The organism is Streptomyces sp. NPDC055013, from assembly GCF_053608645.1.
In genome coordinates, this window is sequence record NZ_JBSGVW010000014.1 from 68,353 (window position 1) to 81,220 (window position 12,868).

General features: G+C 71.9%; 10 protein-coding genes. 5 read left to right on the top strand and 5 right to left on the bottom strand.

From position 1 onward, the window contains the following. Window positions 1-9: 9 nt before the first annotated feature. Together ACWGDB_RS19765 and ACWGDB_RS19770 are read right to left on the bottom strand one after the other, a co-directional pair. Window positions 10-1,041: an esterase-like activity of phytase family protein gene (locus tag ACWGDB_RS19765; protein WP_453823569.1), complete on the bottom strand. Its 1,032-nt coding sequence runs from the start codon at window positions 1,039-1,041 to the stop codon at window positions 10-12. Window positions 1,042-1,089: 48 nt separating this feature from the next. Beyond that, window positions 1,090-1,998, bottom strand: a complete 909-nt coding sequence (locus ACWGDB_RS19770; protein WP_453823570.1) for a serine hydrolase — start codon at window positions 1,996-1,998, stop codon at window positions 1,090-1,092. Between the two features lie 163 nt (window positions 1,999-2,161). Between ACWGDB_RS19770 and ACWGDB_RS19775 the strand changes: the two genes are divergently transcribed. The 3 genes from ACWGDB_RS19775 to ACWGDB_RS19785 all read left to right on the top strand — a co-directional run bounded on the left by ACWGDB_RS19775 (window position 2,162) and on the right by ACWGDB_RS19785 (window position 5,761). Then, the gene (locus ACWGDB_RS19775) at window positions 2,162-4,390 is read left to right on the top strand and encodes an ArnT family glycosyltransferase (RefSeq protein WP_453823571.1); all 2,229 of its coding nucleotides are present in this window, start codon (window positions 2,162-2,164) and stop codon (window positions 4,388-4,390) included. Between the two features lie 196 nt (window positions 4,391-4,586). Further along, window positions 4,587-5,387 (top strand): endonuclease I family protein, encoded by an 801-nt coding sequence (locus tag ACWGDB_RS19780; RefSeq protein WP_453823572.1) that lies wholly within the window; start codon window positions 4,587-4,589, stop codon window positions 5,385-5,387. Window positions 5,388-5,506: 119 nt separating this feature from the next. Beyond that, complete coding sequence (locus ACWGDB_RS19785; RefSeq protein ID WP_427844918.1) at window positions 5,507-5,761, top strand: hypothetical protein; 255 nt, start codon at window positions 5,507-5,509, stop codon at window positions 5,759-5,761. On the opposite strand, the gene ACWGDB_RS19790 is transcribed toward ACWGDB_RS19785, so the two are convergent. The 3 genes from ACWGDB_RS19790 to ACWGDB_RS19800 are packed head-to-tail and all read right to left on the bottom strand — an operon-like array spanning window position 5,751 to window position 9,928. After that, window positions 5,751-7,439 (bottom strand): thiamine pyrophosphate-binding protein, encoded by a 1,689-nt coding sequence (locus tag ACWGDB_RS19790; protein WP_453823573.1) that lies wholly within the window; start codon window positions 7,437-7,439, stop codon window positions 5,751-5,753. The two genes, ACWGDB_RS19785 and ACWGDB_RS19790, sit on opposite strands and share 11 nt — an antisense overlap. Continuing rightward, entirely contained in the window at window positions 7,436-8,416 is a 981-nt protein-coding gene (gene speB / locus ACWGDB_RS19795; RefSeq protein ID WP_031114210.1) for an agmatinase, read from the bottom strand. The genes ACWGDB_RS19790 and speB overlap by 4 nt, the downstream gene beginning before the upstream one ends. A 57-nt stretch (window positions 8,417-8,473) precedes the next feature. Further along, window positions 8,474-9,928, bottom strand: coding sequence for a sodium:solute symporter (locus ACWGDB_RS19800; protein ID WP_453823574.1), 1,455 nt, complete (start codon window positions 9,926-9,928; stop codon window positions 8,474-8,476). Window positions 9,929-10,072: 144 nt separating this feature from the next. Between ACWGDB_RS19800 and ACWGDB_RS19805 the strand changes: the two genes are divergently transcribed. Next, window positions 10,073-12,001, top strand: coding sequence for a PucR family transcriptional regulator ligand-binding domain-containing protein (locus ACWGDB_RS19805; protein ID WP_453823575.1), 1,929 nt, complete (start codon window positions 10,073-10,075; stop codon window positions 11,999-12,001). A gap of 73 nt (window positions 12,002-12,074) precedes the next feature. Beyond that, entirely contained in the window at window positions 12,075-12,863 is a 789-nt protein-coding gene (locus ACWGDB_RS19810; RefSeq protein WP_453823576.1) for a phosphatase, read from the top strand. Window positions 12,864-12,868: the final 5 nt, after the last annotated feature.

The window sequence follows — 12,868 nt, forward strand, 5'->3', positions numbered from 1 at the left end:
AGCAGTGGCTCAGATACGTACGCGCAGGTGGTAGAAGCGGGTCGTCTGCACGGCGTTCTGGTTGTCGTCGCTGACCAGCAGCACCTCCAGGCGTCCCTTCGAGTACCCCGTGATCGCCATGCCCTCGATGTTGTCGAGGAGCGGGTTCGGCTGGGGCTGCTTGGCGGTCGCTCCCAGTGACGGGCAGTTCACGATGTCGGCGAGGAGCGTCTTCTTGATCAGGCGTACGCCGTCCTGGCCGGTGAGCTTCTCGACACCGCTGGTGTCCGTGGCGCGGCGCGGGTCGGCCAGGTAGAGGCGGACCGTGTTGCCGACGCCGGCGGTGAAGCCGCGCTCCAGGACGAGGAGGCGGCCGTCGGGGGTCGCCTGGACCTCGGGGACGCCGAGGCCGGTGTCGGTGCGATAGGCGTACTGGCGGCCCGGCTCGAAGTGGCCGCCCTTGATCCGGTTCCAGGTCTGGAAGCGGACGATGCCCGCGCTGTCGCCGGTCAGGGCGTACTCCATCGACGCGAGCAGGGTGCGGCCGCCGGGGAGGAGGGTCAGGCCCTCGAAGGTGCCGTTGGAGACCGCGCGGCCGGCCGGGGCGACCTTCAGGGCGTCCGGCACGGGGAGGCGGTCGAGGATCCGGCCGTCGCGGGCGTGGCGGCGGATGGCGGGCTCGGTCTCGGAGGAGATCAGCCGGGTGCCGTCCCGGTCGATGACGAGGCCCTCGGAGTCGAGGGCGGCGCCGCTCTCGTCGGCGAGCGGCACGACCTTCTTCGGCGCAAGCGTCCTGCCGTTCAGGCTGAAGAGGGCGGAGCGGTCGGAGAGGGCCGCGAGGGAGCCGTCCCGGTCCACGGCGAGCGCGGAGAAGTTGCCGACGAAGGTGCCCTCGTACGTCGTCTTGTCGAGCGCGTCGGAGTAGCGGTCGATGGAGACGGAGGGCGAGCAGGCGTGGCGGCCCGGCGAAGTGGCGTGGGCGTTCGCGGGGCCGGCGGCGGTGAGGCAGGTGGCCGCCGCCAGGGCCGCGGTGGCGGTCGCGAGTACGGATCTCAGGCGCATGGGGGTCACCGTAGGACGGGTCGGTGACGGTGGGGAGACGGGCAGGCGTCAACTGCCGGACGCGGCCAGATTGTTGTGGATGGCCTTGTGGATGGCCTTGGCGACGCCCTGAATGGTCGTGATGCCGTCCTTCATGGTGCTGTTTCCATGGGTGAGCACCGTGATCACATAGTCGTGGCCGGCGCCTTTGAAGGTGCCGACACTGTGCACCCGCCAGCCGTGCGTGGCCCGTGGCAGCCAGCCGTTCTTGACCGCCACGCTGCACCCGGACGGCACTCCGTACGTGGTTCCCCAGCGCTGTGCGGGGACTACCTGGCCCATCAGCTTCAGGATGTAGGCGCGGGCGTTGTCGCTGAGCACCGTGTTCCTGGCGGTGAGGAGCTTGAGCAGCTTCAGCTCGTCGGTGACGTTGATCCGGGTCAGGCCCCAGTGGCCCTGCGCGCCGGGCCTGGTCCGGGTCATGCCGGCGGCGGTGAGGAAGGCCTTGATCTTCCTGATGCCGAGCTGCTTCCACAGGGTGCTGGTCGCGGCGTTGTCCGACTTGGTGATCACGGCTTTGGCGAGGGAGGCGTTGCGGGCGGAGAGGTAGCGGTTCTGCGCCTTCGCGTCCCACAGCAACGCGGCGAGGACGGTGACCTTGACGACGCTGGCGGAGTCGAAGGCGACGGCGGGCCGGAGCGTGCAGGTGGTGGCGGTGACACGGTCGTGGAGGCCGATCGCGATGGTGCCCTTGCGGCTCACGAGTGCGGCGGTGATGTCCTCCTGCAGCTCGGCGGCGAGGCCCGCCCGGGCGGACGTACAGCTGACGGTGTGCGTGGTCGCCGCGGTGGCGGGGCCGGCGACGGCGACGGGCGCCAGGCCGACGACGGCGCTCAGCCCGGCCGCGACGACCGCTCTCGTCGCTCCGGCACGGGCAAAAACGCCCCTTGGCTTCTCGTTCGTTGTCCCATGAGTCATGTCCTGCTGACCAACGAGCGCGCGAGCAAGCCGTACGCCCGATCCACACCGACGGAGTGACGCCGGCCGGCCCTCGTGCAGGGGACGCCGCGCCTTGCCCATTCACAGGCAGGATCAAGGTCCGGCACAGCCCGCACCCACCCCCGCCGCACACGATGCGCGGGTGACATCAGCCACCGATCCCCACCCCCACACGACCGTGACCCCCGACGTGCCGCCCCCGGGCAGGGCACCGCGCTGGTCACTCCCGGCGCTGATCGCGATCCTGATCCTGGCGGCGGTGCTGTACTCCTGGAACCTGTCCGGCTCGAGCCTCAACAGCTTCTACAGCGCTGCCGTGCTGAGCGGTACGCAGAGCTGGAAGGCGTGGTTCTTCGGCTCGCTGGACGCGGGCAACTTCCTCACCGTCGACAAGCCGCCGTTCGCCTTGATGGTCATGGGCCTGTCGTGCCGCGTGTTCGGCTACGGCACCTGGCAGATGATGCTGCCGATGGTCCTGGTCGCGCTGGCGACGATCTGGATCGTGCACGCCTCGGTGAAGCGGGTGTGGGGCCACGGCGCGGCTACGGTGGCCGCGCTGGTCCTGGCTCTGACCCCGATCACGGTCGCCATCAACCGTGACAACAACCCCGACACGCTGCTGGTGTTCCTGATGGCCGGCGGCGCGGCGCTCGCCCTGCGGGCCGTCCACGACGGCAGGCTGTCGCCGCTGGTCGGCTCCGCGGTCTGCTTCGGACTCGCGTTCAACACGAAGATGCTCCAGGGGTACATCGCGCTGCCCGCCGTCTTCGCGGTCTACCTGTACGCGGCGAAGCCGAAGTTCGTGAAGCGCGTCGTCAACCTCCTCGTCGCGGGCGTCGCTCTGGCCGTCTCCAGCTTCTGGTGGGCCGCGGCGGTCTCGCTCGTCCCGGCCGACGACCGCCCCTACATCGGCGGTTCGTCGGACGGCACGGCCTGGGACCTGATCATGGGCTACAACGGCCTGGGCCGGATCCTGGGCGGCGAGGGCAACGGCGGAGGCGGCGGTGGCGGAGGCGGCGGCTTCTCCGGTACCGCGGGGCTCGGCCGCCTCTTCAACGACATCCTCGGCGGCCAGATCTCCTGGCTGATCCCCTTCGCGGCCATCGCCTGCATCGGCGGACTGGTGCTGTGCGGCCGCGCCCCGCGCACCGACCTCACCCGGGCCGCGCTGCTGCTGTGGGGCGGCTGGACGGCCCTGCACTACCTGACCTTCGCCATGGCCGAGGGCACGATGCACCCGTACTACACGACCGCGCTCGCCCCCGGCATCGCGGCCCTGTGCGGAGGCGGCGGTGTGATGCTGCTGCGCGCGTTCCGCGCCGACAAGCGGTGGGCGTGGGTGCTGCCGGCAGGGCTGGGCGTCACGGCCGTCTGGGCTGTCGTACTCCTGCGGCGGGCCTCCGGCTGGAACACCTGGCTGTGGCCGGCGATCGCCGTCGTCATGCTGCTGGCGATCGTGGGACTGCTCGTCTTCCGGTCCGCGTCCGGGACTCGGGTACGGCTGCTGGCGGCATCCGTGGTGGCGGCGGTCGTCGCCGCCGTGGCGGGCCCGGCGGCGTACGCCTGGTCGGTGCCGTCCGGTTCGGGCGGCGGCATGGGCGGCACGAACCCGACGGCCGGGCCCTCGACGGGGAGCGGCTTCGGCGGCGGGGGCGGCGGCCGGGGTGGCTTCCCGGGCGGCGGGACCGGCGGGCCCGGGGGGACACAGCAGGGCCAAGGCAGCCAGGCCGGCGGGCAGCAGGGCCAGAACGGCGGGATGCCGGGCGGCGGGGGCGGCCAGCTGCCCGGTGGTCAGGGCGGGCAGGCCTCGGGCGGCAACGCCGGGACGGGCGGTACGCCACCGGGGGGCTCCGGCGGCACCGGCGGCAACGCGGGTACGGCCGACGGCGGCACCGGAACCGGCGACGGCACGGGCGGCAGGCCCGGCGCCACGGCCGGTGGCGGCGGTATGGGCGGCGGCGCGAGCAGCGAGCTCATCACCTACCTCGAGAAGCACCAGGACGGCGCCAAGTGGCTGCTGGCGGTGTCGAGTTCGCAGAGCGCGGCTCAGCTGATCGTGAGCAGCGGTGAGCCCGTCATCTCCATGTGGGGCTGGTCCGGCAGCGACAAGGCGATGACCCTGGCAAAGCTCAAGGAGCTGGTGAAGAAGGGCGAGTTGCACTACATCCAGCTCGGTGGCGGCGGTATGGGCGGCGGCCCCGGCGGCGGCAGCGACGTCAGCTCCGAGGTCACTCAGTGGGTGCAGAAGAACGGGACGGCGGTGAAGGAGAGCGAGTACGGCTCGACGTCCGCTTCCGGCTCCGCCGCGGACACCTCCGCGCAGAGCAGCCAGTCGACGATCTACCGTCTGGACCCGTCGGACGTCAGCTGACCCCGACCCGCTCCACACCCAACGGCCCCCGGCTCACCCGCCGGGGGCCGTTCCGTCGTGTCAACTCGCGTGGACAAGCCCCGTTTTGCCGTTTCCCGTCACCCAATGGACACGTGCAAGCCCTCGACACCACCACATGTCCATGTCACTCTCCCGTTTGCCGCCTCCATTCAACCCGCGTAGATGGGACCCCCACATGTCGGCGACACGAATACGCAGCTGGAAGTCGGTCGCGCTGGCCACGACCGCCGTTCTGGTCGGCCTCACCACCCCGGCGCTCACCGCGGCCCCGGCCGCCGCGACGACGACGGAGTACGACGACACGTACTACGCCGACGCGATCGGCAAGACCGGCTCGGCCCTGAAGGACTCGCTGCACGAGATCATCAGCGACCAGACGAGGATCTCGTACTCGGCCGTCTGGAACGCCCTGAAGGTCACCGACCAGGACCCGAACAACAGCAACAACGTGATCCTGCTGTACAGCGGCCTCTCCCGCAGCAAGTCCCTGAACGGCGGCAACACCGGCAACTGGAACCGGGAGCACGTGTGGGCACAGTCCCACGGCGACTTCGGCACCTCGGCCGGCCCCGGCACCGACCTGCACCACCTGCGTCCCGAGGACGTGCAGGTCAACAGCATCCGCGGCAACAAGGACTTCGACAACGGCGGCAGCAGCTTCACCAACTCCGGCGGCAGCCTCACCGACTCCAACTCCTTCGAGCCGCGCGACGCCGTCAAGGGCGACGTGGCCCGCATGATCCTCTACATGGCCGTCCGCTACGAGGGTGACGACAGCTGGCCCGACCTGGAGGCCAACGACTCCATCAACGGCAGCGTCCCGTACCACGGCCGCCTCTCGGTCCTGAAGCAGTGGAACGACGAGGACCCGCCGAACGCCTTCGAGGAGCACCGCAACGAGGTCATCTACGACTCCTACCAGGGCAACCGCAACCCGTTCATCGACCACCCGGAGTGGGTCGAGTCGATCTGGTAGGCCGTCAGGCCCTGTTTCGGTCGCCGTGGCCGCGCCAGGGGTCCCGTAGGCCCCCGGCGCGCCCGGTCACCACCTGTGCAGCGGAGTGACCTGCGCCGATCTATGCCGTTGACCCGGCCATGAAGAAGATCAGCGCGCTCGCCGCGCTCACCATGGCAGCCCTCGTACTCGCCGCCCCGGCCCACGCCGACGACGGCGACCGGGGCCGGATCACCATCGCCGGCCACTCCGGCGCCGGCCTCTGCAAGGAGGCACTCGCGCTCGTCCCATGGGCCCTGCCGCTGACCGGCCCCGCGGTGGACGACGCCTGCCACAACCGCGACCACGTCGACGACACGCACGACCGGGCCGCTGAGCCCGCCGTCACGCCGTGAGGTGCGTGGGCGCGAACATCCGTAGCACCGCCGGGAGTACGACCACCGACGGGCCAGGGGTCTGAAGCGCCTTCGCCAGATCCGCCTCCAGTGTCTCCGGGGTCGTCCGGACCCCGGGGACGCCGAAGGACTCGGCCAGGGCCACGTAGTCGGGGCGGGTCAGCTCCGTCGCCGTGGCCTCGCCGAAGGCGTCCGTCATGTACTCGCGCAGGATGCCGTAGCCGCCGTCGTCGACGATCAGCCAGGTGACCGGCAGGTCGTACTGCTTCGCCGTCGCCAGCTCGGCGATCGAGTACAGGGCTCCGCCGTCGCCGGACACCGCGAGCACCGGGCGCGTCGGGTCCGCGGCAGCCGCGCCGAGTGCCGCCGGGAAGCCGTAGCCGAGGCCGCCGGCGCCCTGGGCGGTGTGCATGTGGTTGGGGCCCTTGGCGTCGAAGGCCGACCAGGCCCAGTAGGCGAGGATCGTCATGTCCCAGAAGGACGGGGAGTCGGCGGGGAGCGCCTTGCGCACGGACGCCAGCACATCCTGTTCCAGGGTGAGTTCCTGGGCGGCGATGCGGTCGGCGACCTTCGCGAGGACGGCCCGTACCCGCTCGGGAGCGGTGGGGTCCGGGCGCTCCGTCACCGTCTCCAGCAGCGCCTGCAACGCGAGCCGCGCGTCCGCGTGGATGCCCAGTGCCGGGTGGTTGGACTCCAGCTTGCCGAGGTCCGCCTCGATCTGGATGACCCTGCCCCGCGGCTTGAACGTGTGGTAGTTCGAGGAGAGTTCACCGAGGCCCGAGCCGACGACCAGGAGTACGTCCGCGGCCTCAAGGAAGTCCGTCGTGTGCCGGTCCTCGATCCAGGACCGGAGGGACAGCGGGTGCGTCCAGGGGAACGCGCCCTTGCCGCCGGGGGTCGCGACGACCGGCGCCTGGAGCGTCTCCGCCAGCTGCCTCAGCTTGCCCGAGGCGTCGGCCCGTACGACTCCCCCGCCCGCGATGATCGCCGGGCGCTCGGCGTGGGAGAGCAGGTGGGCGGCCACCGCCGTCAGTTCGGGGCGGGGCGGCAGCTCCTCGGGGAAGGCGTCGCCGCCCGTCACCACCGGGATCGACGTCTCGGCGAGCAGCACGTCCTGCGGGATCTCCACCCACACCGGGCCGTGCGGGGCCGTCAGCGCCGACTTCCAGGCCGCCTCGATGGCGGAGGGGATCTGGGACGGGGTGCGGACCGTGTGGACCGACTTCACCACGCCCCTGAACGAGGCTGCCTGATCCGGGAGTTCGTGCAGGTAGCCGTGCCGGCCGCCGCCCAGCCCCGCCGTCGGGATCTGGCTGCTGATCGCCAGCACGGGCGCCGACGCCGCGGCCGCCTCCTGCAGCGCGGCCAGCGAGGTCAGCGCCCCCGGGCCCGTCGACAGCAGCAGCGGGGCCGCCTCGCCGGTCATCCGGCCGTAGGCGTCCGCCGCGAAGCCCGCGTTGTTCTCCACGCGCAGGCCGATGTAGCGCAGGTCGCTGCGGCGCAGGGCGTCGAACATGCCGAGGGCGTGCTGGCCGGGGAGGCCGAAGACCGTCGTCGTGCCGAGCGCCGCCAGCGTCTCCACGACCAGGTCCCCGCCGTTGCGCCCGGCGGGAGGATTCAGGGCGGCGTCGATCTGCGCCTGAGTCGGGCGGAGTACCAGGTCGTGGTCGTGAGTCACTTCGCTTCCGAGTCCTTCCGGGCCGCCGCGATCTGGCGGGACATGATCGTGGTGAGCTCGTACGCCGTGTGGGACGCGGCCACCGACGTGATCTCGGCGTGATCGTACGCGGGCGCCACCTCGACGACGTCCGCCGAGACCAGGTTGCAGGACGCGAGGCCCCGCAGGATCTCCAGCAGCTCGCGCGAGGTCATGCCGCCGGCCTCGGGGGTGCCGGTGCCGGGCGCGTGGGCCGGGTCGAGGCAGTCGATGTCGATGGAGATGTACAGGGGGCGGTCGCCGATGCGCTGGCGCAGCTGGTCGGCGACCTCGTCGGCGCCGCGGCGGTAGACGTCCGCCGAGGTGACGATGCCGAAGCCCATCTTCTCGTCGTCGGTCAGGTCCTGCTTGCCGTACAGCGGGCCGCGGATGCCGACGTGGGAGAGCGCTTCGGTGTCGAGGATGCCCTCCTCCACCGCGCGCCGGAAGGGCGTGCCGTGGGTGTACTCGGCGCCGAAGTACGTGTCCCAGGTGTCGAGGTGGGCGTCGAAGTGGAGCAGGGCGACCGGGCCGTGCTTCTTGGCGACCGAGCGCAGCAGCGGCAGCGCGATGGTGTGGTCGCCGCCCAGGGTCATCAGGCGGGCGCCGGTGCCGAGCAGGTCGTCGGCGGCCGCCTCGACGGTCTCCACGGCCTCGTTGATGTTGAACGGGTTCACGGCGATGTCGCCGCCGTCCGCCACCTGCGCGAGGGCGAAGGGGGAGGCGTCCTGCGCCGGGTTGTACGGGCGCAGCAGCCGGGACGCCTCGCGGATCGCGTTGCCGCCGAAGCGGGCGCCCGGCCGGTACGAGACGCCCGAGTCGAACGGCACGCCGACCACGGCGACGTCGGCGCGGCCGACCTCGTCGAGGCGCGGGAGCCGGGCGAAGGTCGCGGGACCGGCGTACCGCGGGATGCGGGAGGAGTCGACGGGGCCGCGGGGCGTCTCGTTGCTGCTCATGAGGAAATGCCTTCTTTCCTACGCTTCATCGCGTATGCGGGATATGTTCCTATGACTCTACTGGTGAGCCGGCACCGGTTCGGACACGAGTTCGGGAGCCCGCCCGGCAAGGCGCTCACGCCAGGCGTCGAGTACGGCCGCGTCGGTCGGCCTTGTCATCAAGGAGACGGCGATGTACACGGCGAGGGAAGACAGCAGGCCGTAGTAGACGGGCTCGTTGGCGAGAATGCCGTAGGTCGCCATCAGGGCGACGACGGCGAGACCGCCGACCGCGACGGAGGCGAGCGCGCCCTGTGCCGTGCCCCGCTTCCACAGCAGTCCGCCGAGGATCGGGACGAGGAGTCCGCCGACTAGCAGGTTGTACGCCACCGTCAGCGCCTCGACGACGTTGTTGAGCGCGATGGCCGTACCGATCACGGCGAGGCCCATGATGAGGATGAAGGCGCGGTTGCCCTGCACCTCGTCCGGCTCACCGGTCGTGATTCTCCCCCGCAGCCGTGACCAGATGTCGTTGTTGGCGACGGTCGCGCAGGCGATGAGCGCGCCGGAGGAGGTGGACATCACCGCGGCGAGGGCGGCGGCCAGCACCAACCCGCGCACACCGACCGGGAGTTCGTCCTTGACGATGGTGGCGAACGCGTCGTCCGGGCTGCCGAGCTTGGGGTACAGCACCTTGGCCGCCGTACCGATGACGGCGCCGGCGAGGGCGTAGGCGAGGCAGTAGGTGCCCGCGACGGTGCCGCCCCACTTGGCGGTCTTGTCGCTGCGGGCGGTGAACACACGCTGCCAGATGTCCTGCCCGATCAGCATGCCGAAGGTGTAGATCAGGACGTAGGTGAAGATCGTCTCGCCGCCGATGCCCAGCGGGTCGAAGTACTCGGTGGGCAGCTGGGCCTTCATCTCGCTGAACCCGCCGGCCTTGACGACGGCGATGGGCAGGAGCAGCAGGAGCACGCCGACGGTCTTCACCACGAACTGCACCATGTCGGTGAGCGTGATCGACCACATGCCGCCGAGCGTCGAGTAGGCGACGACGATCGAGCCGCCCAGGATGATCGCGACGGTGCGGTTCATGTCGAACAGGACGTCGAAGATCGTGGCGTACGCGATGGTCGACGTGACCGCGAGCATGAGGGTGTACGCCCACATGACGAGACCGGAGATGACGCCGGCCCGGCCGCCGTAGCGCAGGTCGAGCATCTCGGAGACGGTGTAGACCTTCAGGCGGGCGATGCGGGCCGAGAAGAACACGGAGAGCGCGAGGAGCCCGAGGCCGATGGTGAACACCATCCAGGCGCCGGAGAGGCCGTACTGGTAGCCCAGCCCGACACCGCCGATGGTGGACGCACCGCCGAGGACGATCGCGGCCATGGTGCCGGAGTACATCGTCGGCCCGAGCCGGCGGCCCGCGACCAGGAACTCGCTCTTGGACTTGGCACGGCGCATGCCCCACCAGCCCATGGCCAGCATGCCGGCCAGATAGACGACGATGACTGCGTAGTCGACGGCCACAGAGACCTCCCTCAATCGGACACTCGAAATTCGGACACTCGAAGTCGCCGGCGGGTGACAGGGGTCGACACTAGGTGGCCGGAAAGCGACTGCGAAGTGTACGTTTCATCCATCTGCGGTTGCCCGACTGAAGGAAACGTCCATATGCCGGAGCCGGCCGTTCCGCCCACCCCACCGGTGCCGCTCTCCGCGCTGCTGGCCAGAGAGGATCTGGCCCTGCGCCGGATCGCCGGACCGGCCGACGCGGACACGGTGATCCACTGGGCGCACACCTCGGAAATGGCCGATCCCTTTCCCTACCTCCTGGGTGGCGAGCTGTTGCTGACGGCCGGCGTCCACGTCCCGGAGGCGGCGGGTTCGGGCACGTACTTCGACGACTACGTGTCGAGGATCGTCGCGGCCGGCGGCGCGGCCCTCGGCTTCGGGCTCGCCCCGGTGCACGACACGGTGCCGCGCGCCCTGGTGGCGGCGTGCGACGCCTACGGCCTGCCGCTCCTCGAGGTCCCGCCCCAGACCACCTTCTCGGGCGTGGCCCGCGCGGTCTGGCAGCTCATGGCCCAGGCCCGCCACGCCGAACTGCGCCGTGTGACGGAGGCCCAGCAGAGCCTGGCGGCAGCGGCGTCCCGCCCGGACCCGGTACCCGCCGTCCTGCGACAGCTGGCCCAGCGGGTGGGGGGCTGGGCGGTGCTGTACGGGCCGGAGGGAGTGGTGATCGGGGAGGCGGGGCGGGCGGCTCCGACGGGTGCGGTGCGGGGGGCGTTGGCGGAGTTGGCGGAGGTGGTACGGCCGGTGGTGCCGGGCGCCGAGGCCGCACCGCAGCCGTCGGGCCCTCAGACCACGCGAGCGCCGACGTACCCGCAGCCCACGTCCACGGTCACCGGCCCGGAGTCCACGCGACCGACCAGCGGCCCGCAAACCACCCGCCCGACCACCGGCTCGCAGGCCACCCGCCCGACCGGCACCCCGGGCGCCGCACGAGCGGGCAGCAGCCCGCAAGCCGCCCGAGCAACGACACACCCTCACCCCCCGACCACCGACCCGGACCCCGCCCGACCGACCACCGGCCCGCAGGCCACCCGACCGACCACCGGCCCGCAGGCCACCCGGCCGACCACCGGCCCGCAGGCCACCCGGCCGACCACCGGCTCGCAGGCCACCCGGCCGACCGGCGCCCCGAGCACCGCACGAGCGGGCAGTCGTATCCCCGCAGGGCCGACCGCCCGCGTCGAAGCCCCGCGCCCGGGGGCCGGGGCACCCGCCACCCCCTCCTCGGCCTCCGACACCATCGCCGGCACCCACCTCTCCGCCTACGCCCTCGGCAGCGGACAGGGCTTCGTCCTCGGGGTCGCCGCCCCGCGCCGGGACTCCGGCGACCACACCATCGCCTCCGTCGCCGCCGTGCTCCTCTCCCTCCTCACCGGGGAGCACCAGAGCGGCTCGGGGGCGGCCCGCTCGTCCGCGCTCGTGCGGCTGCTGCTGGGGGCCGAGCCGGAGGCGGTGGCTCCGCTGCTGGGCGCCGAGCGTTGGCTGGTGGTCCACGGCAGCCCCGACACCCAGCCCTGCGACCCCATGGCCGCCTCCGCGCTGGGCGCGGCCCTGGGCTCTCCGCTGGTCGACCTGACGCAGGACGTCGTACGCGTCCTCGCCCCGGCGGACCGCGAACCGGCCCCGCAGCCGGGCTGGACCCTGGGCGTCAGCGCCCCGGCGACCGCGCGGGACTGGCCGGCGGCCGACGCCCAGGCGGCGCGGGCCCTGTCCAGGGCGAGGGCCACGCGCGCGCCCCTGTTCCGGCACGGCACCCAACGCCCGGCCCTCACCGACCTGCTCGCCCCGGACGAGGCGGAGGCCCACGCCCGCGACCTCCTCGCGCCGCTCACCGACCCGCTCACGGAGACCCTGCGCACCTGGCTCTCCCTGCACGGCAGCTGGGACCGCACGGCCGTCGCCCTGTCCGTCCACCGCAACACCGTCCGGCAGCGGATCGCCCGGTGCGCGGCGCTGCTCCAGACGGACCTGGACGACCCGGACGTACGGATGGAACTGTGGTTCGCCCTGCGCCGGATCGAGCCATGATCGGCAAGTGACCCGCGTCGCACGCGCCCCGGACGCGGCCGTTCCAGCAGTTGTCTGCCTCACAATGGGAACCATGCCGATACCCGGGACACCCAGCCGCACCGAGCTTGTCGACCACCTCGTCAGAACCCGTATCGCGGGCGACGTCGCCACTCCCCGCGAGAACAACCTCTCCCACTACCGCAAGCTGGCGAACGGCGACCGCCACTACTGGCTCGGCCTGGAGCTCGGCGACCGCTGGACCGACGAGCAGGACGTGCTCGCGGTGATGGCGGAGCGCGTCGGCGTGAACGACGACGCGGAGCACCGCCACGGCCAGGACACCATCGACCCCGAGCTGACGGTGGCCGCGCTGGAGCGTATGGCGGCCCGGCTGCGCAAGGCGGCGGACGGCGGTCAACGGGTCCTGTTCGCGACCGGCCACCCGGGCGGCCTGCTGGACGTCCACCGCGCGACTGCGGACGCCCTGCGCACGGCGGGCTGCGAGATCGTCGTCATCCCGGACGGCCTGCAGACCGACGAGGGTTACGTCATGCAATTCGCGGACGTCGCGGTCCTGGAACACGGCGCCACCCTCTGGCACACCCACTCCGGGGAGCCGATGAAGGCCATCCTCAGGGGACTTGAGCGCGAGGGCCGTCCACTGCCGGACCTGGTCGTCGCCGACCACGGCTGGGCGGGCTACGCCGGACAGCACGGGGTGGACTCCGTCGGCTACGCGGACTGCAACGACCCGGCGCTGTTCCTCGCCGAGGCGGAGGGGACGGTCCAGGTGGTGGTACCGCTCGACGACCACGTGGTGAGCCCGCGCCACTACGACCCGATGACGGCGTTCCTGCTGGCGGAGGCGGGACTCGGCTAGAATGG

Excerpts from the sequence above, each read along its gene's own strand:
- ACWGDB_RS19765 (WP_453823569.1), bottom strand. The coding sequence starts at position 1,041 with ATGCGCCTGAGATCCGTACTCGCGACCGCCACCGCGGCCCTGGCGGCG.
- ACWGDB_RS19770 (WP_453823570.1), bottom strand. The coding sequence starts at position 1,998 with ATGACTCATGGGACAACGAACGAGAAGCCAAGGGGCGTTTTTGCCCGT.
- ACWGDB_RS19780 (WP_453823572.1), top strand. The coding sequence starts at position 4,587 with ATGTCGGCGACACGAATACGCAGCTGGAAGTCGGTCGCGCTGGCCACG.
- ACWGDB_RS19785 (WP_427844918.1), top strand. The coding sequence starts at position 5,507 with ATGAAGAAGATCAGCGCGCTCGCCGCGCTCACCATGGCAGCCCTCGTA.
- speB (WP_031114210.1), bottom strand. The coding sequence starts at position 8,416 with ATGAGCAGCAACGAGACGCCCCGCGGCCCCGTCGACTCCTCCCGCATC.
- ACWGDB_RS19805 (WP_453823575.1), top strand. The coding sequence starts at position 10,073 with ATGCCGGAGCCGGCCGTTCCGCCCACCCCACCGGTGCCGCTCTCCGCG.
- ACWGDB_RS19810 (WP_453823576.1), top strand. The coding sequence starts at position 12,075 with ATGCCGATACCCGGGACACCCAGCCGCACCGAGCTTGTCGACCACCTC.